This is a genomic window from Pseudomonas sp. GL_103 (assembly GCF_057835175.1).
Window position 1 is genome coordinate 2991727 of record NZ_CM174420.1, and the last position, 26869, is coordinate 3018595.

28 protein-coding genes and 1 pseudogene are annotated in these 26869 nt (G+C 52.8%); 26 read left to right on the forward strand and 3 right to left on the reverse strand.

Annotation, left to right across the window (positions count from 1 at the left end):
• Positions 1-8 precede the first annotated feature (8 nt).
• From AC3IP0_RS13540 to AC3IP0_RS13610, 15 genes and pseudogenes are all read left to right on the forward strand, one after another.
• Positions 9-788 (forward strand): transporter substrate-binding domain-containing protein, encoded by a 780-nt coding sequence (locus AC3IP0_RS13540; RefSeq protein ID WP_150755301.1) that lies wholly within the window; start codon positions 9-11, stop codon positions 786-788.
• A 59-nt stretch (positions 789-847) separates the two neighbouring features.
• A complete protein-coding gene (locus AC3IP0_RS13545; protein ID WP_150755302.1) occupies positions 848-1573 on the forward strand; it encodes an ABC transporter permease in 726 nt (241 codons plus the stop codon).
• Positions 1570-2280, forward strand: a complete 711-nt coding sequence (locus AC3IP0_RS13550; protein ID WP_223448337.1) for an ABC transporter permease — start codon at positions 1570-1572, stop codon at positions 2278-2280. Before AC3IP0_RS13545 ends, AC3IP0_RS13550 begins: the two co-directional genes overlap by 4 nt.
• Positions 2281-2336: 56 nt before the next feature.
• Positions 2337-3098 carry an ABC transporter ATP-binding protein gene (locus tag AC3IP0_RS13555; protein ID WP_007986657.1) on the forward strand — a complete coding sequence of 254 codons (762 nt, stop codon included), beginning with the start codon at positions 2337-2339 and terminating at the stop codon, positions 3096-3098.
• A 12-nt stretch (positions 3099-3110) separates the two neighbouring features.
• Entirely contained in the window at positions 3111-3590 is a 480-nt protein-coding gene (locus AC3IP0_RS13560) for an Lrp/AsnC family transcriptional regulator (RefSeq protein ID WP_007974731.1), read from the forward strand.
• A 253-nt stretch (positions 3591-3843) separates the two neighbouring features.
• Positions 3844-4782, forward strand: a complete 939-nt coding sequence (gene ctlX / locus AC3IP0_RS13565; RefSeq protein ID WP_489327645.1) for a citrulline utilization hydrolase CtlX — start codon at positions 3844-3846, stop codon at positions 4780-4782.
• Entirely contained in the window at positions 4779-5813 is a 1035-nt protein-coding gene (gene astA / locus AC3IP0_RS13570; RefSeq protein ID WP_489315788.1) for an arginine N-succinyltransferase, read from the forward strand. Before ctlX ends, astA begins: the two co-directional genes overlap by 4 nt.
• Positions 5814-6159: 346 nt before the next feature.
• Positions 6160-7058: pseudogene (locus AC3IP0_RS13575) on the forward strand (IS3 family transposase); the annotation flags it as partial.
• Positions 7059-7872: 814 nt separating this feature from the next.
• Entirely contained in the window at positions 7873-9669 is a 1797-nt protein-coding gene (locus tag AC3IP0_RS13580; RefSeq protein WP_489327647.1) for a Mu transposase C-terminal domain-containing protein, read from the forward strand.
• Between the two features lie 302 nt (positions 9670-9971).
• Positions 9972-10862 carry a TniB family NTP-binding protein gene (locus AC3IP0_RS13585; protein ID WP_489327649.1) on the forward strand — a complete coding sequence of 297 codons (891 nt, stop codon included), beginning with the start codon at positions 9972-9974 and terminating at the stop codon, positions 10860-10862.
• 30 nt (positions 10863-10892) lie between these two features.
• Positions 10893-11687 carry a hypothetical protein gene (locus AC3IP0_RS13590; protein WP_489327650.1) on the forward strand — a complete coding sequence of 265 codons (795 nt, stop codon included), beginning with the start codon at positions 10893-10895 and terminating at the stop codon, positions 11685-11687.
• A gap of 990 nt (positions 11688-12677) precedes the next feature.
• The gene (locus AC3IP0_RS13595; RefSeq protein WP_489327652.1) at positions 12678-13181 is read left to right on the forward strand and encodes a hypothetical protein; all 504 of its coding nucleotides are present in this window, start codon (positions 12678-12680) and stop codon (positions 13179-13181) included.
• Positions 13182-13293: 112 nt separating this feature from the next.
• Positions 13294-13755: a hypothetical protein gene (locus AC3IP0_RS13600; RefSeq protein ID WP_489327653.1), complete on the forward strand. Its 462-nt coding sequence runs from the start codon at positions 13294-13296 to the stop codon at positions 13753-13755.
• The gene (locus tag AC3IP0_RS13605; protein ID WP_489327655.1) at positions 13752-13955 is read left to right on the forward strand and encodes a hypothetical protein; all 204 of its coding nucleotides are present in this window, start codon (positions 13752-13754) and stop codon (positions 13953-13955) included. Before AC3IP0_RS13600 ends, AC3IP0_RS13605 begins: the two co-directional genes overlap by 4 nt.
• Positions 13956-14121: 166 nt before the next feature.
• Positions 14122-14928 carry a hypothetical protein gene (locus AC3IP0_RS13610; RefSeq protein WP_489327656.1) on the forward strand — a complete coding sequence of 269 codons (807 nt, stop codon included), beginning with the start codon at positions 14122-14124 and terminating at the stop codon, positions 14926-14928.
• 469 nt (positions 14929-15397) lie between these two features.
• On the opposite strand, the gene AC3IP0_RS13615 is transcribed toward AC3IP0_RS13610, so the two are convergent.
• Positions 15398-15865 (reverse strand): helix-turn-helix domain-containing protein, encoded by a 468-nt coding sequence (locus AC3IP0_RS13615; RefSeq protein WP_489327657.1) that lies wholly within the window; start codon positions 15863-15865, stop codon positions 15398-15400.
• Between the two features lie 320 nt (positions 15866-16185).
• On the opposite strand from AC3IP0_RS13615, the gene AC3IP0_RS13620 reads away from it, so the two are divergent.
• The 4 genes from AC3IP0_RS13620 to AC3IP0_RS13635 all read left to right on the forward strand — a co-directional run bounded on the left by AC3IP0_RS13620 (position 16186) and on the right by AC3IP0_RS13635 (position 18337).
• Positions 16186-16677, forward strand: coding sequence for a hypothetical protein (locus tag AC3IP0_RS13620; protein WP_489327659.1), 492 nt, complete (start codon positions 16186-16188; stop codon positions 16675-16677).
• 17 nt (positions 16678-16694) lie between these two features.
• Positions 16695-17423: a metallophosphoesterase gene (locus AC3IP0_RS13625; protein ID WP_489327660.1), complete on the forward strand. Its 729-nt coding sequence runs from the start codon at positions 16695-16697 to the stop codon at positions 17421-17423.
• Between the two features lie 77 nt (positions 17424-17500).
• Positions 17501-17941 (forward strand): DUF6957 family protein, encoded by a 441-nt coding sequence (locus AC3IP0_RS13630; protein ID WP_489327662.1) that lies wholly within the window; start codon positions 17501-17503, stop codon positions 17939-17941.
• A gap of 39 nt (positions 17942-17980) precedes the next feature.
• On the forward strand, positions 17981-18337 hold the full coding sequence (locus tag AC3IP0_RS13635; protein ID WP_489327663.1) for a hypothetical protein: 357 nt from the start codon (positions 17981-17983) through the stop codon (positions 18335-18337).
• Between the two features lie 744 nt (positions 18338-19081).
• Here the strand turns inward: AC3IP0_RS13635 and AC3IP0_RS13640 are convergent.
• Positions 19082-19165, reverse strand: coding sequence for a type II toxin-antitoxin system CcdA family antitoxin (locus AC3IP0_RS13640; protein ID WP_489327802.1), 84 nt, complete (start codon positions 19163-19165; stop codon positions 19082-19084).
• A 272-nt stretch (positions 19166-19437) separates the two neighbouring features.
• On the opposite strand from AC3IP0_RS13640, the gene tnpA reads away from it, so the two are divergent.
• The 7 genes from tnpA to AC3IP0_RS13675 all read left to right on the forward strand — a co-directional run bounded on the left by tnpA (position 19438) and on the right by AC3IP0_RS13675 (position 25759).
• The gene (tnpA, locus tag AC3IP0_RS13645; protein WP_489327031.1) at positions 19438-19761 is read left to right on the forward strand and encodes an IS66-like element accessory protein TnpA; all 324 of its coding nucleotides are present in this window, start codon (positions 19438-19440) and stop codon (positions 19759-19761) included.
• The gene (gene tnpB, locus AC3IP0_RS13650; RefSeq protein WP_489327032.1) at positions 19758-20093 is read left to right on the forward strand and encodes an IS66 family insertion sequence element accessory protein TnpB; all 336 of its coding nucleotides are present in this window, start codon (positions 19758-19760) and stop codon (positions 20091-20093) included. Before tnpA ends, tnpB begins: the two co-directional genes overlap by 4 nt.
• Before the next feature lie 62 nt (positions 20094-20155).
• Complete coding sequence (gene tnpC, locus AC3IP0_RS13655; RefSeq protein ID WP_489327034.1) at positions 20156-21703, forward strand: IS66 family transposase; 1548 nt, start codon at positions 20156-20158, stop codon at positions 21701-21703.
• Between the two features lie 49 nt (positions 21704-21752).
• Complete coding sequence (locus AC3IP0_RS13660) at positions 21753-22037, forward strand: hypothetical protein (protein WP_489327665.1); 285 nt, start codon at positions 21753-21755, stop codon at positions 22035-22037.
• Positions 22038-22610: 573 nt separating this feature from the next.
• On the forward strand, positions 22611-23213 hold the full coding sequence (locus tag AC3IP0_RS13665) for a hypothetical protein (protein WP_489327666.1): 603 nt from the start codon (positions 22611-22613) through the stop codon (positions 23211-23213).
• Positions 23214-23485: 272 nt separating this feature from the next.
• Positions 23486-23851, forward strand: a complete 366-nt coding sequence (locus AC3IP0_RS13670) for a histone-like nucleoid-structuring protein, MvaT/MvaU family (RefSeq protein ID WP_489327668.1) — start codon at positions 23486-23488, stop codon at positions 23849-23851.
• Between the two features lie 762 nt (positions 23852-24613).
• Positions 24614-25759 (forward strand): epoxide hydrolase family protein, encoded by a 1146-nt coding sequence (locus AC3IP0_RS13675; protein WP_489327669.1) that lies wholly within the window; start codon positions 24614-24616, stop codon positions 25757-25759.
• 231 nt (positions 25760-25990) lie between these two features.
• Here the strand turns inward: AC3IP0_RS13675 and AC3IP0_RS13680 are convergent, their stop codons facing one another.
• A complete protein-coding gene (locus AC3IP0_RS13680) occupies positions 25991-26611 on the reverse strand; it encodes a glutathione binding-like protein (RefSeq protein WP_489327671.1) in 621 nt (206 codons plus the stop codon).
• Positions 26612-26869: the final 258 nt, after the last annotated feature.

The window sequence follows — 26869 nt, forward strand, 5'->3', positions numbered from 1 at the left end:
TCAAGAAAATGAACATCAAATGGCTGACTTTGCCGGCACTCGCGTTGCTGTGCTGCACCACGGGCGCCAGTGCCAAGGAATGGAAGGAGCTGCGATTTGGCGTCAACCCAAGCTACCCACCCTTTGAATCCACCACGGCCGATGGTGGGGTCCAGGGCTTCGGCGTGGATCTGGGCAATGCAATATGTGCCGAGCTGAAGCTGACCTGCGTGTGGGTCAGCAATGATTTCGACGGGCTGATTCCGGGGCTCAAGGCCGGCAAGTTCGATGCCATCGAATCTTCGATGACCGTTACCGACGCGCGTAAAAAACAGATCGACTTTACCGATCGCCTGTACGCCGGACCGACCGCCATCGTTACCCGCAAGGATTCCGGACTGCTGCCTACCGCCGAGTCGCTGCGCGGCAAAACCATCGGTTACATGCAGGGCACGATTCAGGAAACCTACGCCAAGGCCAAACTGGCGCCGGGCGGGGTGAAACTGCGGGCCTATCAGAATCAGGATCAGGTCTATGCCGACCTGGTATTTGGCCGTCTCGATGCGTCGATCCAGGACAAGCTGCAAGCGCAGATGAGTTTCCTGACCTCGCCACAAGGGGCGGACTTCCACAACAGTGAAGGCATCAGCGACCCGTTGGTGCCGGCAGAAATCGCCATTGGTGTGCGCAAGGACAACGAAGAGCTCAAAGGCATGCTCAATGCCGCCATCAAGGCCCTGCACGACAAGGGTATCTACGCGCAGATCCAGCAGAAACACTTCGGTGACCTGGACCTCTACAACAACTGATCCTCGCGCCCCGGTCGCTGTGTTGCAGCGAGCGGGGCGCATCAAGACAGGTGACTGGCGTGAATTCCTTCCTGAATGTTCTGGGGGTCGATCTTTCGGCCCTGCAAGGCTATGGCCCTTTGTTGCTGCACGGCACCTGGGTCACCCTCAAACTGTCGGCACTCGCGCTTCTGGTGAGCATGGCGCTGGGACTGCTCGGCGCGGCGGCCAAGCTGTCGCCGCTGAAGCTGTTGAATCTGCCGGCGACCATTTACACGACACTGATCCGTGGCGTGCCCGACCTGGTGTTGATGCTGCTGATTTTCTACAGCCTGCAAGGCTGGCTCAGCGCCCTGACCGAGTCCATGGGCTGGCCCTACATGGAAATCGACCCATTCGTGGCCGGCATCATCACCCTTGGTTTTATCTACGGGGCGTATTTCACCGAGACCTTTCGCGGGGCGATTCTGAGTGTGCCACGCGGGCAGCAGGAAGCCGCGGCGTGCTTTGGTCTGAACCGTTGGCAGCGCTTCCGTTTCGTGGTGTTCCCGCAAATGATGCGTTTCGCCTTGCCAAGCCTGGGCAATAACTGGCTGGTGCTGCTCAAGGCCACGGCGCTGGTATCGATCATCGGTTTGTCGGACCTGGTCAAAGTCGCGCAGGAGGCCGGCAAAAGCACGTTCAATATGCTTGATTTCCTGCTGCTGGCCGCAGCGCTTTACCTGCTGATCACCAGCGCTTCGAACTATGTCTTGCGCGTGCTGGAGCGGCGCTACAACCAGGGTGTGCGGGGGATGGCGCGATGATCGAGTTGATTGCCGAATACTGGAGGCCCTTTCTGTTCAGCGACGGCGAGACCCTCACCGGGTTGGCCATGACCCTGTGGCTGTTGGTGGCGAGTATTGCCATGGGCTTTTTCCTGTCGTTGCCCCTGGCGATCTTGCGCGTCTCGCGCTGGGGCGTTTTGCGTTGGCCGGTTCAGCTGTTTACCTACATCTTTCGCGGCACGCCGTTGTATATCCAGTTGCTGATTTGCTACAGCGGGATCTACGGCATTGCTGTGGTCCGTTCGCAGCCATTGCTCGAAGCGTTTTTCCGCGACGCAATGAATTGCACCTTGCTGGCGTTCACCCTCAACACCTGCGCCTACACCGTGGAAATTTTCGCCGGAGCGATCCGCAGCATTCCCTACGGTGAAATCGAAGCGGCACATGCTTATGGCCTGAGTGGCTGGCGCCTGTATCTGCAACTGATCCTGCCTTCGGCGCTGCGCCGCGCGCTGCCTTACTACAGCAACGAAGTGATACTGATGTTGCACGCGACTTCAGTGGCGTTCACCGCAACGATTCCGGACATCCTGAAAATCGCCCGGGACGCCAATGCCGCGACCTTCATGACGTTTCAGGCCTTCGGCATTGCCGGTCTGCTGTACCTCGTGCTGTCGTTCGGGCTGGTCGGTGCGTTCCGCCTGGCTGAGAAACGCTGGCTGAGCTTTCTCGGCCCGGCCCACTGACTTCCATTCTTTATCCAGAGCGGCGCCGATAAGTGTGCCGCTCCAGGAGTATTCGCATGTACAAACTCACGGTTGAAAATCTGTACAAACGTTTTGGTGACAATGAAGTGCTCAAGGGCGTCTCGTTAAACGCGAGGGCAGGGGACGTGGTGAGCATGATCGGCGCGAGCGGTTCGGGCAAAAGCACCATGCTGCGCTGCATCAACTTTCTGGAACGGGCGGACGAAGGCGCCATTGCTCTGGATGGCGAGCGAGTTCTCACCCGTCAGGGCGTTGGTGGCATGCGCGTTGCCAATCCAAAACAGTTGCAGCGTTTGCGTACGCGACTGGCGATGGTGTTCCAGCATTTCAACCTGTGGAGTCACCTGACCGTGCTGGAGAACATCGTGCTGGCGCCGTGTCGAGTCCTGGGCATGAGTCGCAAGGCCGCCGAGGAGAGCGCGCGGGCGTATCTGGACAAAGTCGGCTTGCCGCAACGGGTGGCCGATCAGTACCCGGCGTTTCTGTCGGGCGGGCAACAACAACGGGTGGCGATCGCCCGTGCCCTGGCGGTGGAACCCGAAATCCTGTTGTTTGACGAGCCAACCTCGGCGCTCGATCCGGAACTGGTGGGTGAAGTGCTGAAGGTGATTCAGGCGCTGGCCGAAGAAGGCCGGACCATGTTGATGGTGACCCACGAAATGGGGTTTGCCCGGCAGGTCTCAAGCCAGGTGTTGTTCTTGCATCAGGGGCGGGTCGAGGAGCAGGGTGATGCTACGATACTCGACCGGCCAAACAGTGAACGTTTGCAGCAATTTCTATCGGGTCGTTTGAAGTGAGGCAAGGCGTACATGGCGGATATCCGCGATCTGTCGATCGTGCTTGATCGTATCGATCAGGCAATCATTGAAGTGTTGCGCCACGAAGGGCGCATCACCTATCAAAAGTTGTCCGAACGCGTACACCTGACCCCCAGGCCGTGTCTGGAACGAGTGCGCAAGTTGGAACAGCTAGGGGTCATTCGCGGCTATGGCGCGATTCTCGATGAGAAGAAACTGACGCCGGGCTTGTCATTGCTGGTGCTGGTGGCGTTGTCGAACCAGAGCGGACGCGCGGCGCAAAAGGCCTTCGAAGCCAAGGTCCGCGCCTGCCCGCAGGTGCTGGAATGTCGTCTGATCAGCGGCGCGTTCGATTACAGCCTGCGCATGCGCTGCCGTGACATGGAGCATTACCGGGTGTTGACCGAAGTCTGGTTTGACGACCCGGATTTGCACATCGACAAACTCGTCAGCCACCCGGAGCTGGCGATGGTCAAGACCACGATGGAATAGGCATCGAACGACGTACAACCTGTGGGAGCGGGCTTGCTCGCGAAGGCGGAGTGTCATCCAACATCAATGTCGACTGACACATCGCCTTCGCGAGCAAGCCCGCTCCCACATTTGATTTGTGTCGTTCACCGAATCGGCTGAAGGGGTCAGAATCTTCAGCCGTTTTCATCTGCGTAAAAGCCGTCATCAACCGGGTTTTTCCCGCTTCGAAACAGACAATGAGCCTCTCTCGCCCCTCATTGAGTCTGTGCCCATGCAAACCACCAATACGGTATTAATGATTCGCCCGACACGTTTCTCCTTCAATCAGGACACGGCGGCGAACAACCGTTTCCAGCGTCCGGCAACAGTTGCCGAAGACGTACAACTCAAGGCCCTTGCCGAGTTCGATGGCTATGTCGCCGCGTTGCGTCGGCACGGCGTTGAAGTCCTGGTGCACAACGATCGCGAAGCGCCGTATACCCCGGACTCGATCTTCCCCAACAACTGGTGGAGCAGCCACCCGGATGGCACCTTGGTCCTGTATCCGATGCAAGGCCACAACCGGCGCCTGGAGCGGGACAAAGGTGTACTCGACGGGTTGCTGGGTGAATACCGGGTCGAGCAGTTGCTGGACCTGTCCAGCCTCGAAGAGCAGGAGGTATTCCTGGAGGGCACTGGCAGCATGGTCCTGGATCGGCAACAGCGGATCTGCTACGCCGGGTACTCGACCCGCACCCACGCCCGGGCACTGGATCAGTTGGTCACCCATCTGGGCTATGAACTGTGTGCGTTCAACGCGGTGGACCGCCAGGGCGTGCCGATTTATCACACTAACGTCATGATGAGCGTCGGCACCCGCCTGGCGGTGGTTTGCCTGGCGTCGGTAGCCCATCCGGACGAGCGTGCGGCGTTGCGTAAACGGCTCGAAACCAGCGACAAACAGCTCATTGATTTGAACTGGGCACAGTTGGAGTCCTTTGCCGGCAACATGCTGCAAGTGCACAACGCAGCGGGCGAGCCGCTGCTGGTGATGTCGCGCACAGCCTGGCAATCGCTGGACGCCGATCAGCGTCGCTTGATCGAAACCCACACCACGCCGTTGCCGGTGAACATCGACACCATCGAGCGCATCGGTGGCGGCAGCGCGCGCTGCATGCTGGCCGAGGTGTTCCTGCCCAAGCATTCGTCCACCCAGGAACAAGTGCGATGATCATCCGCCCTGCAACGCCTGACGATCTGCCGGCTCTGCTGGCCTTGGCCCATAGTGCCGGCACCGGATTGACCACCTTGCCGGCTGATGCGTCACGACTGCGCCAGCGCCTGGAATGGGCGGCCAAAACCTTCGCCGGCGAAGCCGAGCGCGCCGATGCCGATTACCTGTTTGTGCTGGAGAACGAACACAATAAAGCGGTGGGTATCTGTGCCCTGGCGGGTGCTGTCGGCCTGCGGGAGCCCTGGTACAACTACCGCTTGGGCCTGTTCGTCGCGGCGTCGAAAAACCTGGGTATCAATCAACAGCTGCCAACGTTGTTTCTAGGCAACGACATGACCGGCCATTCCGAGCTGTGTTCACTGTTTTTACACGCCGATCACCGCAGTGGTCTGAATGGTCGTTTGTTGTCGAAGGCGCGTTTCCTGTTTCTGGCGGAGTTTCGCGATCGCTTCGGTGACAAGGTTATTGCGGAAATGCGCGGTTATTCGGATGAAGAGGGTGTTTCACCGTTCTGGGAAGGCCTGGGACGGCACTTCTTCAAGATGGATTTTGCCGATGCCGACTACCTTACAGGGCTGGGCAACAAGACCTTCATCGCGGAACTGATGCCCAAGTTTCCGCTGCCAACCTGCCTGTTGCCGGAGGGGGCACGAACGGTCATCGGAAGGGTTCACCCCAGCACAGAGCCGGCGCTGGGTATGCTCAAGGCAGAAGGTTTTGAGCATCGAGACTACATCGATATCTTCGACGGTGGTCCGCTGATCGAGTGCGCCACCGGGGATATTCGTGCGGTGCGCGATAGCCAGGTGCTGCAACTGAGCATTGGCACACCGGGTGAGCACGCGGCGACTTACTTGATTCATAACCGTCAGTTTGCCGATTGCCGGATCACTGCGGCAGCGGCGCGAGTTGCAGCCGGTACGCTGATTGTCGACGCTCAAGTCGCCAAGGCGTTGGGCTTGAGTGCAGGGGCTTCGGTGCGGGCGGTGAGTCTGGCAGTGCCTGCCTTGCAACAGTCAGCGGCTTAGATAACGAACAGAACAAGATCCCAGCCGGCGGCAGCTCCTGCATGTCCGCGTTCATCTCGTTTTAGAGGTGAGCGCCGTGAATGGAGCTGCTGAGGCAGTCGCGAAATCATGAGACATTGCCTAAGCCCTGAATTCCGGGGATTTCAGCCCCCCAATGCACTAACCTTGAGACTTTTTCTGGTTTTGTCTCACGAAGAGAGCCATTTCTTCGGATAATTCTCGCCATTGTCTCTCCGCACTACAAAAAAGTCTCGCGATTGTTTGACATGATTTTTAACGCCCCCTGAATCGCCCCTGGTTTCGTAGACACCTCCAAGCCTTAAAGTGAGGCTCATTAGGAGGTGCCATGAGCAACCAGCGTTATCCCGAAGAATTCAAAATCCAGGTGGTCAACCAAGTGACCGCAAAGTAACTTCCTGTTTCGGAGGTGGCGGCACGATTGGGTGCGTCCGTGTACAGCCTCTATGCCTGAATTAAGCACTACACCACGCCCCAGGAGCAGCACCTTCGGGAGGACGATCAGAGCGCTGAACTTCGCCGCTTACGTGCTGTGCTAAAGCGGGTGACGGAGGAGCGAGACATCTTAAAAAGGCCGTCCCGTACTTTGCCAATGAGTGCAGCAGAAGTACGCCTTTATCAAGGCTTGCAGGTGACTACTCCGTCTTACGGCTTCGTCTGACGTCGCAGGTTCATCCCAGCGGCTACTATGCGTGGCTATCCGAATCAAGTGCCCGAGCCACGATCAACAATTGCTCATTTTGATCATGCATTCCTGGTTGGAAAGCGGTGGGTTTATGGCTATCGCAAGATCATGATGACCTACGCTAGGTTGACGAGAGCTGCGGCCACCATCGGGTCTAGGTTAATGCGCGTTGAAGTCTGCGTTCGCATCAATATCGGCGGCTACTAGGAAAATCTGCGGCATGCTCCTGTTCAATGTCAGAGAGCCCAACAAAATCTGGGTCACCTACATCGAATATATGAAGGCTGACTGTATTTGGTCGTGATGCTCGACCTGTTCCACGCCAAGTATTGGTCAATGAAGTCACAAGCGACTAGCGATTTGAGCTGTTGATGGCAGTGTGGAGGCGTAAGCCCAACCAGTAGGTAATGGTTTACTTTGATCAGGATAGGCAGTGCAGCAGCTCTTATTCGCGCCTCTTTCCGAGTGCCAACAACCTGGTCGCCTGCCTGAGCCGTCGAGGTAACTGCGTCAATTTATCAAAATTGATCTCTTTCATTCGGTGTCATTAAACACTAAATGTTCATAGCGCCCCTGGCCAGTTTCAGTCGTTAAGTTGTCAATATATAGGTAAATATTCCTCTCGATTCTGAAAGGTGTCGCGAAAAAAATTTTATATAGAACTTTTCGATTTGTTTGCCAGATTACGATACCTGATCGTGCAAATTTTTAAAATGGAAGTCATAATCGGATCGTCGTGATAGATGAATTTATTCGAGTCGAATATTCAACAAAAAATCCTAGAAGCCCCGGATTACGGGGATTGGGGTCTTAAAATAATTTGTATAAATTGCCTTTTAAGTCAATACATACATAAATAAAAAAATCGATAACGGTCGAATTTCGATCGGCAAGTCAAAGTTGACAAGTCGAGCTATCGAAAGTTTTACTAGATTGGCTTTCACGACATGAGGACAGGCGGATGCACAATACTTTAGACTTCAGAGGTGCTCTGAAAAAGTTAATTATCTTAGATGCGACCATGCATTCGGTTTCGAATTCGCAAGAAAATTATACCATTTGGCAGAAAATAGAGATTATTTAAATGAGGAGGAAAACGTTGAGTAGGAACTTCAAAGACCACAAACCAAAAGCCGGACGACGCTCAAGTTCGAGGGCATCGCTTAGGTCGAATATACGGGTCTTCGGTTAGACACTGCTAGCCCTTAGATACCAGAATTAGTAGACGGTAACGCGCTGCTTTTGGCTGCAACCCTTGCTCTTTAAAAACTAAGTACAGACTCAGATGTGCGCTCGCTTGCTGCTCTTCGGAGCAATATGACGTGCCACGTCGAGCAAATAATGGAAGGAAAGTTAATGGACGAATCCCAAAGCGCAAAGCTACATGAAACACCCCCTTTAGACTCACGAAGCCTCGACTCAGATATAGCACGACATGAGTTGGCGAGCAATCGTTACACGGTCATTCGAGATTTCAAAGCGGGCGCACTTGAACTACAGCAGGCTCTAGAAATCCTTTCGATTAGCCGGTCACAGTTTTATAAATTGCTCAAACGGACAAAGGGGGCGCTCAGCTACCGCGCCATTGTATCTGACCGAAGCGGAAGAAAATTCGGCGCAAATACGATCCATAATGACGTGGAGAGGCTCATCGAGGACATGTTCCTTAAGCACTACCCAGAGGCGAGAACCTATTCAGCGGTCTGGAAAGCTTGTCAGACCGAGGGAGACAACCGACAAATTTTGCGACCGAGCTACCATACGGTCAAACGATGGATTCAAAAGCAACCGTATAAGCTTCTCTACAAGATGAAGCACGGGAAGGAAGCGGCCGTTCAGCGTTTTGAGCTTCGTCCCGGCTACAAGGTAACGAAACGCCCGTTGGAATGGGTACAGATTGACCATACGGTCGTGGATATGCTGTTGGTCGATGAGGAAGATCGGACAAAAATCATTGGCCGGCCCTACATCAGCTTGGCAATCTGTATCCATACCCGCGTAATTCTTGGTTTCTACCTGTCCTTCCTGCCTCCCAGTGCTGTGACAGTCGCCATGTTATTGGAGAATTGCGTCCTGCCGAAAGATGAAGTGCTGGAAAGGTGGGGATTACCGGCGTATTTGTGGCCCATGCATGGGTTGCCGGAGACAATCCATACCGACAACGCGAAGGAGTTCACGTCGGACGTTTTCGTTCTTAATGCGAAAGGCTTCGGTATCACGGTTGAGCATAGGATGATTGGAAAGAAGCATCAGGGTGGGCACATTGAAAGCCTGATTGGCAAACAGATGATCCATTTGATCCACCAACTACCTGGTAGTACTGGTTCGAACACGGTTCAACGCAAGTCACTTAGCAGTGAGAAAACTGCCAGCATAACGCTAACAAGGCTTCGTCAGATGATGGTATATGCCATACATGCTTATCATGAGACGAAGCACTCAGCATTAGATCAGAGTCCTAGCCAAGCTTGGAACAAGTATTACGAAAAGCATCCAGCTTATAGACTCCTGCCAGTAGCTCAGCATGAGCATTTTAAGTATACCTTTTATCCTGAAGTCTCAGATAAGGAAATCACCCCTGACGGAATCGGTATGTTTCGTAGGCAATATTCTTCATCAGTCTTGAAGGGTAAAGTTCGACAGAAGGTTTTAGTCAAATATGACCCTTACGATATGAGCTATGTAATGGTTAAGTTTGATGGTGAATGGGAGAAAATTCCATGCGTAAGGAACAAATTTAACCGGAGCACCGACTTAGAAATTTATCGTTGGCAGCGTCAACAGAGAGGAGAGCGAGATGGAACCATGAGCACAGCAGGGGCGCAGTCGGCTGGGAAGTTTCACCAAGCTGCCAAAGAGGAATCCAAGCTTACGCGCCAAGAGAAATCGAGGAAAAAGCGTGAGAAAGGACTGGAGGACTACAGAAAGCAAAACGCTAAATTAGGCTCTGTTGCGACCAATTCCGACAAAGCAACTGAATCGGAAAAATCCCATACTTCCGGCAGCCCCAAAACACAGCCGAAGTCGGGAAGAGTCGGCACGACGATAAAATCGAATGTTTATGATGTCACATCGTTCTTGCAGCGTAAGCAGCGATTCGCTTGCGATGATGAGTCCCCGGTTATCTACGACAGCACCCCGATTCGGTGGTGAGACAACAGCTTAGCTTGAATATCCCGAGTCAGACGGCTGCCCCAAAATTTTGAAATGAGATAATTCATAATAACGCCATCTATGACTTAAATTAAAAGCGTCAAACGCTTGCATGATCAAGTTCTGCGAGCAGGGATTTTTATTGTCTGTATTTTTAATTAGGAGTGTCGCATTAATGTAGATGTCGAGAATTAAAGAAAGGGGCTTACTTGTTCGAGGCCACTTTTGTGTGCACTACCATGGCAGATAGGCTGTAACGGCGATCCGATTTTTTAAACCATATTTAAATGGAAATATCTATTGTGAGTGAAATTATTTACCCGCACGTACATTTGGCTGGTCAGCACCATTTTGAGCTTTCCGATGAAGATCGAATGATCGCGTGCTCTAACGATTTTTGGGTACCGTACCCTGCAGCGGAACGAGTTATCAGCCAGATCCACTTCTCTATGAAAATGAAAAACAGGATTGTAGCGCCCTGTATGATCATTGCGGCAGCGGGCGGCACGGGCAAATCCGCTATGGTCAATCAACTTAAAGAGCGTAACTCATACGCTGATGACAAGTTGATATTTGTGACCATGCATCAGAACCCAAACAACTATAGTCTGCGAGATTTAATTCTAGTTGCGATGGGGCTTGGAGTCGGCAAAAATGCACGCCAAGGTGGCAATCTTACGCCACAACTACAAAACAGGATCCAATCGCAGAACATCAGAGGCATTGTTATCGATGAGGTGCATGATGCGTTGACGTTGACGCCCGCACAGCAACGCGCGAACTTGTCACTTTTGAAGAATCTTTCTAGTGATATTTATGGGCTATCGGTCTTCGCATTTGGTGTAGAAGATGCTGCGGAAGTTCTTCGCCGCGATCCCCAATTGGAACGTCGCTATGCGGTAAAACATTTTGCCAGTTGGCAACACGGCGCCGAGTTCCGAAATTTTGTCGCCAGTTACATCCATCGGCTGCCTTTGAAGAAATCGACCAATCTGAAAGACCAGATCCTGTATTTGAAAATTATGGATAAAAGTTTGGGTTTGACTGACAACATTGTGAAGATTCTCCAGAGTGCAGCGATGGCAGCGGTCATCGACGGGAGCGAGCACATTACTCATTCCCATATCGATAATATCGAATCGATCATGGAAGACTTCAGCTTCGCCCTACGAGCCGAAGATACTGAAGCATAGTGGGAGTATATTTTGAATCTAGAGCACTCCATGGAAGTTGCTCGCACTGTACTGGAAGGCCGTCACGGCTTCCAGTATGTTAGCGAGGCGTGGCGTATCGCTTTTTCTAAGATACTAAAGTTTTTTGAGGGCGAAGAGGGTGGACAAGTGATACTGGTTGACGGCCCTGCAGGAAGCGGCATTACGACCTTTTTAAGGGCTGTGGTGTCCGAACCTATTTTCTCTGGGGTTAGTGTGACGTATGATTTATATGAATATGATGTAACTTTGATAGATAGAGTCTGTGCTGCCTTTTCATATATAGAGCCTTCCGTTTCCCAGAAAGATGTGCCAGCTTACTTGGCAGAGTTTTCATATCTTACTGGCAGGAAAGTGATCGCCATCGACGACTTGGATCTATTTGTGCGAAATGATAGAGACTTACTGCATATCGCAGGTCAGATAAAAAAAATGACGGATTGTCGCGCACGGTTCTGCTTTGTTGTCTCAACACGCTCAACAGAGTTGCAACATCAGATAGAGATTAGTAGTTCAAAATTTTTCCGAGTAGGGCTGAAGCGACAACTTAATATTTCTAGCTGCTCTGAAATAATCGAATCTTTTTGGAGTTGGAATAACAAAAAATTTCGGTTAAAAGTTCCCATGATCAGCTCAGTTTTAACCCTCTGCAAAGAGGTAGAGTTTGAGGTTGATCACGTTATCGATATCCTTCAAGATTTTTATGTGCTCGGAGTTCTATTTGGGAAGCGCGCGCAACAGATTATTGATAGATGTATGTCAAGGGAAGATATCAAATTTGAGGTTCAATCCAATGTCTATTCCTGAGGTTTCGGAGGGAGAAAGCCTATCGTCCTGGATGTCTCGAGTTGCTTTGCAGAGAAAGTGTAATAGGCATGACGAGATGAGTTGCATTGGGGAGTTTGAGGGCGGCCAGACGGGGGGGCATGTAATGATTTCAGCGGCAGGCGATCCTGATTTTTTGGAGACTAACATGGAGTTGCCATATTTCATTAGCCGCCACGGTATTGCGAGAGATCGCTTGACCGAAAAATTCGGCCCTTGCGAGCACCCGTTAGTCCCGATTCAATATCGGCGCTCTTATTGTTATGCATGTTTTGAAGAAGGTCTGAAGGCCACCCGCAACTTTGTGTGCAAGTTGGAGTGGCGATATCTTCTTCAACCCTTTTGTGCTGCGCACCGAGTGCTTTTGCGAGACGCACCTGGGGAATACTGCACCAACAAAGATTTTGGACTCCGGCTTTTCATGTCGCACCATAATAGAGTGAGGATTTTCGACCAATATGATCTGGCATGTGAGGCTGATTCAGAGTTACTGAGGCTGTCTTGGGATGTGCAGCGGCGGTACATGGATCTCCGGCTACGGGCGCCCCATAGGGATGTGGCCCAGCAGATGGACAATTTTATGCTCACTCTCATCAGGGCGATGCTTCTACCTTGCTTCTGCTCTTCGTACCGCAATGTGGATATGTCGGGATGGTGCGGCCCTGATTGTTTTCCAAAGCATGGCCATAGTTTCTATGTGAAACTGTATTTCGAGGTGTACAGGGTGTCGTGCAGTGCGAGAGCTAGGGCGCTTTATCTAAGTGGGCTATTGCTCGGTTGGATCGAACCCTGCGATGCTAAAGCAGCAAGGGGGACGGACTATTATATGGTCACTGATCGCGCGCAGATATGGCGCACCATCGAAAAAAATTCGCGGCTAGGTAGCTGGTTACATCAGCAGTTAGAGTTGTATGAGACCGGTCTACTCGCACCATCGGACATAGGCGTTTAAGCGCGATGCGGAAGGAAATGATGCTGACTTATCTGTTTCCTGTTTATCTGACGACATCCATCCGTGTCAGATTACCAAGGAGCTTCGACACACGCCAAGTGACTCTGTGCTTTGTAGGAGACGCGAGAACCGGACACATCCTCACTTACTCGTCATCATTCGGCTATCCGGGTGTGGATCTCTACCAACGAGCATTGCTCGCTATTCGAGGGCAGGAGTTAGGGAAGCATTCATGGCCTTCAACTGTATCCCGGCTGGCCAGACATTTCTCCGGCGTTATGCCGGTAGATCCTGATTTCTCGACTCGGTACCTAGAGCCAGATTGGCTACGTGCCTCCCTCAACTGGAGGTACATCCGAAAGTTGAATTTGATCGACGAGCGTGTGTTTCAGAACCGCTTGCTACGTTGTTTTTTTGATTGGGGGCGCGATGAATTAGCTTTGATCAACGATCCCTATAACATCAGTTTGGAAGCACTTTTCAAGATCCTGTCGGCCACGGTTACGCGAATGAACCAGCTTTGATAGTCGCTCGATGAAAAGCAGCATCGCAGCGGGGGTTCCTTAGACTGCTTACATGGTAATGGTGATGGCTCTGAGTACTTCGGGGATCTGCAGCCGGAGGGTACTCGAGCGCATGACGGAGGAGTCTGGGGCGGCCGTTAGCAATGCCCAGGCGACGTTCGATCAGCAGCGAGCCGACCTAGAGCAAAAATTAGAAGCGTCGCAGTCAGAGCTCACCTCACTGCGGCGTCAGTTTGAAAGTCAAGGGAGCGCGCTGGAGACTCAAACTGCCGAGTTGCAGACCAGTCAAACAAGCCTGCAAGCTGAGATCACCCGCAATGCACGCCTTAGTCAGAACTGCATTGACTTGGAGCTTCGTGTTCAGGAGAAAGATGAGCAGAACCGCTCCTTGGAAGAAAAACACCTGCACTCGCGGGATGCGCTTGAGCATTACCGCAACGCGGTAAAGGAGCAGCGTGATCAAGAGCAACGCCGCCACGAAGGGCAGGTGCAGCAAGTCCAGGTTGAACTACGTCACCTTCAGCAGACCCTCATCATCAAACAGGATGAGCTCAGGGCGAAATCACTTCGATGAAGACAGCTGTTGCTAAGGCGGACGGGGCAAAGGAAATGTTGAAGCAGCAGCTCGATCAATCACGTGATGAGGCCAAGCGGCTTGAAGAAGAGGTAGCGCTGGCAGCTGAAGAGGTGACTCAAGCCAAGAGGCAACTGACAGAGTTCTCTGTAGAACTCACGCAGTTACGGCAGAAGATGGATCAGCATGGCAGTGCGTAGTTTTCACCATCCAGACACGCTAGAACTACAGGTCTTGACCACAAAAAACGCCTCTCTCGGCGAGCATCGCCACACCTTTCAATGCCGACGTGATTTCTCGGCGACGGCCACTCCTTTTTAAGATCCTTGGCTAGGCTTCAATCAGCTCATGCTGGGGATTGAAGCGATGAAAAACGCTCTGCTGATCGTATTTGGCACACTGATGGTGCTCTTCGGCGCAACCACCGTGCTGTTGTACCTCAAGGTAGATGGCAACCAGCTCAGCACTTCATCCGACCACAGCAGTTCTCCGAGCCCAGTGCAGGCGGAAAAGAACTTTCGCGGACAGATCTTCATCGTCACCCGTGGCGGCGAGAGCGTGCCCCTCGGTGGGGTCATCGTGTCCTTTTACCCCAGTAAGCAGTTCCAGGAGCTGCTGCCGAGCATCTATCAAAAGATTGGCAAGGATGTCGCAGAACTGGTGCTGGTGTTTGAAGACAAAGTAAAAGCCGAGGAGGTTGTCTATCAGGCCTATAAAAAAATGAGTAAAAAAGCTTCCACAAAGAAGCTGATGCATGCCCTGGATACCTGGTCTAAGAAACAGAGCGAGCGGGACGATGCCTACTTCGCCCTACTCTTGAAGACCAATGTACAAATTTATGTCAATGCGCTGCCGAAACCATACTTAACGGCGCAGACCGCCCCTGATGGCAAGTTTAACCTGGCGTCTTCCGCCGACAATCCCTTGGTCGCCACCGCCTGCGCTTCCCGTTTTGTCGGCGAGAAGTTGGAACAATATTGCTGGTTCATCACCATGGATGGCAGCAAGGAAGTCTTCCTGAACAACCACAATATGTTCGGCCTTGGTTCCCCCGACTCGGCGATCCCGATGCCGGATCTGCCCAGAGAGTGCAAAACGTATTCCGGCTGTGCCAAGAATGTGGAAGCCATCAAAGACGCCTACGCGCTATTTATGACGACAACCACCCCATAACTGCATTAATTGTGGCGATCTCCGCACAGTGACCTCGCGCAGCCTCGGTGTTTCGTAATTTGCATCCAAAAAAATCCCCCAAAAGGGGGGGCTTTCGTTCGGCCAGGATTAAATCCGGAAGCTGCCGACTAGCTCCTTCAGGCGAAGGGCTTGCTGCTCCAGATCTTTGCATACGGCCCGAAACGGGCCCAAGCTCCGGCCAACAATAAAGGAGAGGCTTAATGAAAAGCGCAGACATAGCTAGAGCTATTTGGCTTCCTGGCCAGCCAAGCCTGAAGTACTCCCATGAGCGTCTGAAAGAAATGTTCGCTTCGGCTGATATTGCGGGATTGCTTCAGCAGTTGGCGAACAGAACACCACGAAAACAAGCCGCAACTACTCGGCAGGGAGCACGTTGATTGCGTTTCTGTGGGCACTGATCGCCATTGCTTCATAAAGTAGCAAGGAGGCAGGTCGATGCCTGCTTGCCTTATGCCTTCCAATGCCCATACACCGTAGACCTAGATAGACCGAGCTGCTCCATCACTTCTCTTCGGCTAAATCCTGCCGCCTTGAGCTCCTTGATAGCCTGGGCATTTTTAGAGCCTTCTGGCTTTCCCCGAGACCGCTGTACAAGCGTTTCGTCAACGATCTGCGTTGCCAGAAGACCTAGGCCTCCTTCTGATCGGAAACTCTCCAACTGAACGCGTGCTCGTTCCAAAGCCGCTTCTGGAGGCTCGCCATTGCTCATGGAAATGCTAATGGCCAAAAGAGCCACTGGGTCGAAATTCATCGGCGCGGAAAGCTCGATCAATTTATCAACGGTGATGTTGATCTTTCCACGTTCGAGGGCACTGATGTTCGTGCGCGCAGTGACGGGCGCCAAGTCTTCGTATGCCAGCCCACGCACCGACCGGATTACCCGGATCGTTGCGGCAATCTCTTTCTTGAGCGACATGATTGCCCCTAAAAAGCGAGGATAGGGCCACACTCGAAGTGTTTAAATAAACGTCGACTAGTGTTATTATTCTGGACGAAGCCAATTGAAAGCCCCGTGAGCTGCCGTTGTATCTGCCTCTAGGCGTCCGATGGAGCCTCGCATTGACCTAATCGAGTTCGATGGATCGTAAACGTATTAGATGAATTGACGCGACTCAATCAAGCAAGCGTAGGGATTTCTTTCGGTCATGGAAGCAGCGGGCTGATTGTTAAATGGGCATGGAAGCGAAAATTCAAGTGTGGTGGCGCACGTGCGTACCACAGACGAGTATCTAAAAAATGTTTATCTCAGATGAGTCTTACTCAGTTCGTTTGCCTGGATTTTTTGGAAACGGGCAATCGGCTTGGAGAATGCTTGAGCGGCAATCGATGGATCCTTGGTATCAAGTCGTACGCCGGATCTGCGAAGGATCAGGGCACCGCATTGAGAAATTGCTAGCGACTAGCGCCTCTGTGTTGGTCGGTATACTCGAGGATAGGAATGAATCCAATTCGGTTGAGGTCGTTCAGGTCATAACCCCACCCTGGATGAACGCCACCGCGTTAGATCGTATGGAGACTTTGGTCGAGTTGACTGCTGGTTACGACCATAGAGGCGAGTACGTGTTACTTCACAAAGTCGAGTGTGGTTTGGTTTATAGCACCTCTTTTGGTGGTGTGAGCGGCCCAAGTCTTCTCAGGGAAGCGAAAACCATCTACGAAGACCCAAAGCGTAACGCATCGACAGTTCCGGAATATTCCACAGAATTGATGCCAAAAAATCCGGAGTAACTCGAGACCGATACGATATGAAACTCAGAATTTTTTCAGATCTGCACATCGAGTTTGATCCGTTCAATGCCTGCTTGAGTGACGAGGACTTAGTCATCCTTGCTGGCGACATCGATATCAAATCACGCGGCGTGGCTTGGGCGAATGATGTGTTTCAGTGCCCTGTGATCTACGTGTGTGGCAATCACGAGTTTTACGGCGGCCACACCGAGCGCACGCTCCGCAAAATGAAAGCTGCAGCAGCGGCTCATGTCCACGTCCTCGAAAACGAAGCCTTGATCCTGAACCAAACTAGGTTTTTGGTCACGACAGCGTGGACAGATTACACCTCGACTGGAGACGTTAACGCCGCGAAGCGCGTCGCGTGGGAATGGATGAGCGACTTCACCGTCATCAGAACAGATGAGAGTTACCGTCGCCTCCGTCCCGATGACTTGGTCGCTAAATCTAAAGCAGCTTATGCCTGGCTCACCAAGGAACTGGACAGGCCATTCGATGGCAAAACCGTTGTAGTTACGCACCATGCGCCAGCATTGGATTACGTGGGTGATGATCATCCCGCGCACCTGATTGCAGCCTATGCCAACGACTGGCCGGAGCTCTTGGGTAAGGCGGATCTTTGGATCTACGGGCATACCCACGTCGCAGCCGATTTCCTCAAGAATGGTTGCCGTGTGGTTTCCAATCCACGCGGGTACCCCAATCAAAAAACAGGTTTTGATCCGAATTTATTGATCGAGATTTGAGAGCATCGGTTCAGGGATGAACCTTCGTCACGGCCTTGTTCTCTCGCGTACAAAGCAGCAGGGGGCAAGGAGCGCCAGTGTGGTTTTTACCGCGGAAGAATGAGGCGATTGATATGGTCACGCTGGATGAAATCTCTCAGCTCTTTTACGGGGCAGGGGGTGAGACACCGGGCTGGGAAGGCTCTCAGGAAGACCTGATCTCTTTGGCAGCAAAGTCATTCCCAGGAAAAGCATTTTGCATTGTACGGCAGTGGATATTGATCGACCTCACCGTGACACCTGAGGAAAAGGAAAAGCTGACTAGGCTCGGTCTGTTTCCTGCGACGCTGTTTGCTCACGAAGTAGTCCTGCACAGCACCGGCCGATTCGAGCCGAGCATGTGGGCACGCAGCTACTTCGGAAAATCATTCACTGAAGGCTGTATTTTTGAAACCAAGAACACCGTGTACCTCCTCTGGGGCCCAGGCCAGCGAAAAGAAGCGACTGTGGGAGCTGCTTTTTCGATGTCGGCCGGGTAAGCGGAAATTCATTTTGGAGTCGTTTGGAGCATTGGTTGAATGACTGAAGTCATCGAAGTCGAATTTTATAGTAAAGAGCTGAGTGACTTTCAGCTATGTCGACTCGGGCGAGCGAGCACTCGAAAGTATTCGGTACCGGTCACTGCGTTTATCAGTGATGCCTTCATCGCAAATGACACATGCCTTGGCGATTCTTTCGATCACGTTGGGCTAGGTGACGCTTTTCGCCCCGCAGATGGCGGCCTCATTCGAACAGGGAAAATTCAAAGGGCATGGAAAGAGGGAGATTACTGGCTTCTCGAGACTCAAAATGGCAACTACGTCCTTGGCAGTTTCCTACGAGGCTTTGGGCGGCGTAGCTTTTGCGATTTGCTTCGATCAGGTGAGCGTTGCTGAGGGGTAAATGCAGCAACGTTATGATGGGTTGATTGTTAAATCACTGTAGGTCGGCGGCTGTCACGCGTTTAATAAAACGGCTGTAACTGGCTTTTGTGTTGCTGACAACAGCCTCGCCTCCAAGAGATAAAACCCTCTGTATTCGTATGAACTAGCTAATTCGAGCCGCTCCACAGGCGGGAGATGAATCTGCTGATATTCGTCTGAGACCCGCGTCTTCTGGCTCAAACGGCCATGGGAGGAGCTGAGAGATGAAACTCGATATTCGCCTCAGCCATCTGATTAATCCCGCACCAGCTGGCGGGAGATGAAGCTCCTGATGTTCATCTGATGCTCGCGTTTTCCTGGCTCAAACTGCGATGGAGAGCCGAGAGATGAAACGCTCGGTATTCGTCTCAGCGAGCTGATTCGGCCCGCTCCAGACAGTCGGAGATGAATCTCCTGATATTCGCCTGAGACCCTCGTTTGTGGGTCAAACGGCCATGGAGAGGTGAGAGATAAAACCCTCCAAATTCTTATTAGCCAGCTGATTCGGCACGCCGCTCCAGGTGGGAGATGAACCTACCGATATTCGTCCGAACCCCATGTTGCGAGTCGCAGCAGCCTTGAAGCGGAAAGACAACTCGATGTTCGCATCAGTCAGGTAATTCGCCCCGTGTCACGTGGGGAGAGATGAAACCCTCGATATTCATCTGAGGCCCGTTGTCGCAGGCTAAAAAACAGCCACGTAGCGAGAGATAGGCTTCAGAAGCTCCGTATGTCGTCGCTGAAAACGCTGTGAGTTTCTACGTCTTCGTTGTAGGCATTTACGGCTTCCCCGTTTTCTATTTCTCGCGCTGTATCGTATTCAGGGCCTCGGCCAGAGCCTCATTTTTTAGTCCGTACTGCTAGCCGCTCGCGCGGAATAGCGATTGCTTTTCCGCCGGCGGCACAATGAAAATGTACAGCGCAAACATTACTTTCCAGCGGGTACATTTTGCCTTGGGGCTCGATATGGGTATGCGTCCGGCCAAGTCATCTACCTAGCCCTGCAAAGCCCAGACATGGTGTGCACTTAAATTTAAGTGGGCACCAGTTCTAGCCTTTTAAGCGGGTATTTCATGCAGCCAACACGCCGTTCCTATTCCAAATCCTTCAAGGCCCAGGTCATTCAAGAGTGCGCCCAGCCCGGCGCTTCGATTGCCAGTATCGCGCTCAGCCACAGCCTTAACGCAAACCTCGTCCACAAATGGATTCGGTTGCACGCGCAGAAAAGCACGGCGCTGCCACCTGCATTCATCCCATTGCCTATGCAAACAACGGCGCACGTATCTTCATCGAATATCAGCGTTGAGATTCTGCACCCACGCGGCACTGTCAAAGTGAATTGGCCAGCCGATAGTGCTGCTGCCTGCGCCGCTTTCCTTCGAGACCTGGTGCGATGATCCGCATCGACGCCATCTGGCTCGCCACCGAGCCCATGGATATGCGCGCCGGCACTGAAACGGCGCTGGCCAGGGTGATCGCGGTGTTTGGTGCGGCGAAGCCGCACTGTGCCTATCTGTTTGCCAATCGCCGCGCGACTCGGATGAAAGTGCTGGTACACGATGGAATTGGCGTTTGGCTGGCTGCACGTCGCTTGAACCAAGGCAAGTTTCACTGGCCAGGAATTCGACCAGGCAGCGAAATGCAGTTGGATACCGAACAACTTCAGGCCTTGGTGCTCGGCCTACCTTGGCAACGTGTTGGAGCTGGCGGTGCAATCACACTGCTTTAAGAAGCTGTAATTAGCGCCTTGGCCTACTGCCGCAAGCGATCTGCTTTGGTAAAATCCACGGCATGACTTTCTCGCCCAATCTCGATCAAATGACTCCCGACCAACTGCGTGCATTCGCTGCGCAGTTGCTGTCGCAAGTCGAGACCATGGGCAAGACGGTCGAAACCATGGGCAAGAAGATCAACCGCGATCAAACGGTGATCGAGAAGCTGACCCACGAGATCGCACAACTCAAGCGTTTGAAGTTTGCCAAGCGCAGCGAGCAGATGAATCCTGAGCAGGCCAGCCTGCTTGATGACCTGATCGATACCGATATCGCGGCGATTGAGGCCGAGCTTCAAGCCTTGCAAATAGCGCCAGCGGCGACCGAGAAAAAGCAAAAGCCCAAGCGCACGGCATTGCCGGCAGAATTCCCACGCACGTTGATCCACCACGAACCGGACAACACCCACTGCCCATGCGGCTGCGCACTCAAGCGCATCGGTGAAGATGTCAGCGAAAAGCTGGACTACACGCCGGGCGTGTTTACCGTTGAACGCCATGTTCGTGGCAAGTGGGTTTGCGATGACTGCGAAACGCTGATCCAGGCACCCGTACCGGCGCAGGTCATCGACAAGGGCATCCCGACTGCCGGGTTACTTGCCTACGTCATGATCGCGAAGTTCGCTGATCATCTTCCGCTTTACCGTCAGGAATCGATTTTTGGTCGCGCAGGCTTGGCGATTCCACGCTCGACTTTGGCTCAATGGGTGGGCGTTACGGGCGTGCAGTTGCAGCCCTTGGTCGATGCCCTGCGTGACGTAGTGATCGGACAGCAGGTCGTGCACGCGGATGAAACACCCGTGCAAATGCTCGCTCCGGGCTCGAAGAAAACCCACCGATCTTATGTTTGGGCGTACGCCACTAGCCAGTTTTGCGAAACCGCCGCTGTCGTCTACGACTTCAGCCCCAGCCGCGCCGGTGAGCATGCTCGCAACTTCCTGCAAGGCTGGAAAGGTAAGTTGGTCTGCGATGATTTTGGCGGCTACAAAGCCAGTTTTGAACTTGGTGTTACCGAAATCGGCTGCATGGCCCATGCGCGGCGCAAGTTCTTCGAACTGCACGCCACGAATAAAAGCCAGCTCGCCGAGCAGGCCCTGCGTTACATCCAGTTGCTGTACGAAATCGAGAGCGAAGTGCGCGACCTGGAGCCGGATTTACGATGCCGAATACGGCAAGAAAAAGCCGTCCCCGTGATGGATAGGCTGCATGCCTGGATGATCGCCCAGCGTGATCTTGTGCCCGAAGGTTCGGCTATCAGCAGAGCACTCGATTACAGCCTGAAACGCTGGGCAGCGCTGTCGCGCTACCTCGATGACGGCGCTGTACCCATTGATAATAATTGGGCAGAGAACCAGATCCGGCCATGGGCTCTTGGGCGCAAGAACTGGCTCTTCGCCGGGTCTCTACGCAGCGGAAAACGGGCTGCGGCGATCATGAGTTTGATCCAGTCTGCGCGACTGAATGGTCATGACCCATACGCCTATCTAAAGGATGTTCTCACGCGCCTGCCGACGCAGCGGGCGAGCGAAATCGAGCAGTTACTTCCGCATAAGTGGCAGCCGGTTTAATCACGCAAGACGTGATGCCCGGACGCATACCGATATGGGACATCTCAGCTTGGAGGATATCTATCCCGGCGACGTAGCCGACTACGGCCATATGCGCGTGGGTATGACCGACCTTTACGTGAAAGAAAATCACGCCATTTATGGTTTGACTACGCTTGGTGAATACCGCGAGATGACTAGTCAGCTTTTGCGCGACGACGCGGTGCAAATGATCATCAGCGACAAACTGGCCGCATTACCCGAGGACTACGATCCATGGATCTGGCGGATCAACCGCCATCGAGCCTTACGCGCCAAGTACGGGGATAAATTCGATCCTTGGTCAGATGACTGACTGCCTTTAGACTTCCAATTCCAAACGCAAGGGCCTCAGCACTGCTGGCAACCGCTCCGCTGGCAGTGACTAAAGCAAATGACCCATCAGCGCCAACAACTCCTTACTGATTCGGAGCTCCATGCACTCGAGCAGATACTCAAATTGGTGAACGCATAGGGAGAGGCAGCGGACAGCAACCCAACCGACGATGTCCGGCTGATGACAATAGCTGCCGTGGAGGCGGCGTATCGCATTACCGACCTGATTTTTAAATACAGCAAGGCTGAAGTTCTCTTCGTCACCCTCTGTCAAAAAGGCGAGTGCACCGAAGACCTTCCCTCGATCTCGGAGCCGGTCGCCACTCAGAAGGAGTAGGGCAACACTGCGCTTGGCCAGTGTGCCGACCAATCCAGATTGGGGAATGCGTCAGGAGATGATGGAGCCAGAGCGTTACGACTCTTTTAAGCATCTATATCAGTCTGGGCGGCGGGTTACTCCGAAGGCTAACCCACTAAATAAATTTTTGACATTGTTAAAATTCTTCGGGATCGAGCCGAATTTGATTTAGTAAGCCAATCTTTCGAGAATGCCATGAGCAACCACGACCGTTTGAAATCCCGCCTCACCTTCAAGGCCACCGAAATTTTCACCTTTCCGGGAACCGATGAGCATTTTCGTGCGACAGTCAAACTCACCCCGTCTCGAATCATTCGTGTAGTCCTAGACGACTTCAAAGCATGCTTCACCACACGGCAAGCTTATGATGTAGCGTCTGGTCTAATCAAGGCAGTAATTAACTCGTTTGATCAGAATCACCCAAAGCAGGATAAGTCTAATATCCAGACAACTCACGACCATTGGACTTTTCTCATTGAGCGCCATGAGTCGTTTGGATCACAGGAGACATCTGATCTGCTTCAAGTTGTGATGACTGGTGGAAATTTCCTAATGAAAGGGGCCTTGCTTGATCCCGAGCCGGTGGTGGAGTTTGAGGGCGGTGAAGAGCCTATATATGATTTTCAGATCAGACTAGATGGCCAATACGTCTTAATGTGTTTTGGTTGGGTTGGCTGGAGTCTCAGCCGAAGTGAAGCACAGTGGTTAGCTGAGCAGCTTTGGACTGCGGTTTTTTTAGCAACAAAGCCTAAAGTGCAGATTAATCAGGAGTACGCAAAAGGAGCATACGCGACCTGATATTTGTTGAGGGCGTACCCTCCACCATCCCAGCACACCAGGCCACGCTCCCCAAGCGCGGCCTTGGCCTCTTGAGCCTTCGCCCTTGCTGACGACTATTGCTCGGGATCGTTTGAGCTTTAGCAGCGTTTACGACACGACGCGTAGCCAAGAGGTCACTCAACAGGCGTCCTTTTTACTTCGGCAGGCAGTAACGGAAGTCTGCCAAAACTCCTGATTTAACTGTTTATATTGGTGTACTGTTAGGCAACTAATCACCTTGAGATTCTCCAATGTCCAAACTCGCAGAATTCCGTCAGCTCGAAAAACACCTGGCCGAGCAACTCCAAGCTCTAGAGGCGCTGAAAGGCGACGCTGGCCTCAAGAAAGAAATCGAATTTGAAACCAAGCTGCGCGCTCTGCTTGCCGAGTACGGCTACAGCCTGCCGAACGTGATCAACTTGCTTGATCCGAAGGTTGGTCGTCGCGCTCCAACCGTCGAGTCCAAACCCGGCAGCCGTAAGCCACGCCAGGTGAAGGTCTACAAGAACCCGCATACAGGCGAAGTCGTCGAAACCAAAGGCGGCAACCACAAGACTCTGAAAGAGTGGAAAGCAGAACATGGCTCTGACACTGTCGAGTCCTGGCTGACCAAGTGATTTTGGTTTGAGTACAAAAGGGCCCGAGAGGGCCCTTTTTGTGCAGCGATGCAGGGCCACGTAAGACCTTTTTGGGGGGGGGAGGTGATACGCCGAAGCTGAACGTAAATGCTGGCTTCTTGTGGAGCCCTGTTTTGCACTAGCCTAATTGAACACCTGGGGTAGCCATTAATCCGCAAACGAAGGTTTCCCGCTTGCCACCGAGCAGGCGCGCAAGTCTGACGCCGAAGCGCTCCACAATTTCTCCGCATTGATGGTAAACACCACTCGGGAATATGAGGATTCTCTTCAAGCAGAACGTCCCATCTCTGATCTAGCCAATCAGCGAGAGTGCAAGTTTTATGTGCGATTGGCGAGTCAAATTAAGGGAGCGGTCATTTCCGATCGGCGTCGCCTGATGATAGAAAACCTCTTCTACAAGGTTGAAGTCAGACGTTAGGTCGAACGACTCGCAGTGCCCGCGGCATTTTCTAGGGAACTTTGGACTGCGCAGGACATGGGCGATCATTCATGACCGGCCCAGTGGAAATAATGAAGCGCTCCTGCTTAGCAGGTTCGGATTCTTTACTGTCCATCTTTGAGAGTATTGCTGTGGCAGCCTCTGTTGATTGTGTGAGCCTCGTATAGGCGTTTGTATCCTTTGTTGCGACAGAGCGTTGCTTTCCGGTGGGCTTATTCTTTCCACCGGCACAGGCAAAGTGATCTCGACTGAATCGACAGCAAAACGGTTGTCGATGAAACGATGACACAGAGGTATGCACGATGTCCGATAGCACTCAATTGACGCCCTTTAGAATTGAGATCCCACAGGTCGAACTCGATGAGTTGATGCGGCGTCTGAATGGAACTCGCTGGCCGGATCGAGAAACCGTTGCCGACCAATCCCAAGGTGCGCAACTGTCCAAAGTACAAGATTTGGTTGAGTACTGGCGCACCCAGTACGACTGGCGTCGACTGGAAGATCGCTTGAACAGCTACCCACAGTTCAAAACCGAAATAGACGGTTTGGGCATCCACTTCTTGCACATCAAATCTCCACATGAAAACGCCCTGCCGTTGATCATGACCCACGGCTGGCCGGGTTCTATAGTCGAGTTCCTCGATACCATTGATCCGTTGGTTAATCCGACTGCACATGGTGGGGAAGCGAAAGACGCTTTCCATGTGGTTCTGCCGTCGATTCCTGGATACGGTTTCAGCGACAAGCCCACTTGTAAAGGGTGGAACCGCACCCGCATCGGCAACGCCTGGCACGAACTGATGCAGCGCCTTGGCTACCCTCGCTATGTTGCTCAAGGTGGCGATTGGGGGAGTGTGGTAACGACCGAGATGGGGCGCCAGAAGCTTGATGGTTTGGCGGCTATTCATGTGAACCTGCCGTTCATCCTCCCTGCCAATTTGCCAGCGGAGTTGAGTTCCGAAGAGCAAGAGGTACTCGACCAGTGCGTGCTGTTTGCCTCGGACGGTATCGCTTACCACGACCTGCAGACAACTCGTCCAGAAACCATCGGCTTTTCTCTGGCGGACTCCCCTGTGGGCCAAGCTGCGTGGATCTACGAGAAGCTCGCATCTTGGAGCGACAGTGGTGGTCAAGCGGAGAGTGTTTTCTCCTACGATCAGATTCTGGACAACATCATGTTGTATTGGTTGACTAACAGCGGTGCATCGTCGGCGCGTATGTACGCCGAGCATCCGGGTCTTAACTTCAGTGCAGTTCCACTCGATCTGCCCGTTGCCGTATCGGTGTTTCCGGGAGAGATCTATACGCCGCCGAAGGCGTGGGCTGAACAGGCTTACAGCAATCTGATTTACTGGAACAGGACGGCGAAGGGCGGCCATTTCGCAGCTTTTGAACAGCCTGCGATTTTCGTTGATGAAGTACGAGCGGCGTTCTCAAGCGTCCGTTAATGGGCCATGGACTTGATGCACGAAGCGATCGCGCTTCGGCAGCTGAACGTTGAGGTCGCGTCTGACGTGCAGAGGGTGAAAACAACCCTCTACATGTCAAGCCTTTTGCTCCCCATCCCCATCCGGTCTTTGCGGAGGCGCCGCTACCTGAGTTGCGTGTGCACCTATCGTTCGGCCACTGGCACGGATGGAAAAATGCTGGCATTTATTTGCTGTTCGCTACGAGAGAACTTAATGCGTTCGCGGGTTTTTCCCATTCAACTCCGCAGCCAATGCAGCCTGAGCGCTAGGTCGGGTGCCGATACGCTCTTGGTAGGACACCAAAGCCGGCCAACGCCCCAGATCTATCGAGAACCAGGCGAGCCATCTTAACAACGTGTAGAGGTACGCATCCGCCACGGAGAACGTCTCACCTAGTAAGTACGGCTGCTGGCTTAGCGTTTCATTGAGCGAGTCAATACGTCTGAAGAGGCGAGTGAAGATTTGATCGCGCACCTGTTGCGGGATGTCCCGGAAGAGGGGACTCATCGCGCAGTTCAGCTCGCATGAAAGGAAGCTCAGCCACTCACGCAGACGCACTCGTTGCCAGCTTTCAATCGGGGGGGCCAAGCCTGCTTCTGGTTTGAGGTCGGCGAGAAATTCGAGAATGGTCGAACCTTCCGTCAATACCTCGCCATTATCGAGCTTCAAGGCTGCGATGTATCCATGAGGATTGATGCTCCAGTAATCCTCTCCCGCAGAGGTGGTCTTAGTAGCGTGGTTAACCTGGATTAACTCAAACGGCAGGTTCAACTCGCGCAGAACGATATGGGGGGCCATTGAACAGGCTTCGGGAGTGAAATAGAGCTTCATAGATGGGGCTCTCATTACACGTTGTTGGACATAAAAGGATAGCTCGCTGGGGGAAAATATCGCGGTCGAATTGCTTTCTCAGAAGCTCTGGGTCTCGAGGGAGCGCAGCTATACACCTGCTTTATTGGAGGTTTTGTTGTCCGTGCTCTTGGCAGCGGTAGAGGGCGGCCACACGAAGATTGCTTGATGCTGTCGAATCATCAGGAATGCATTGTCGCTTCAGTGGCAACTGTGAAATAACTGCGGCGTTATTTATGA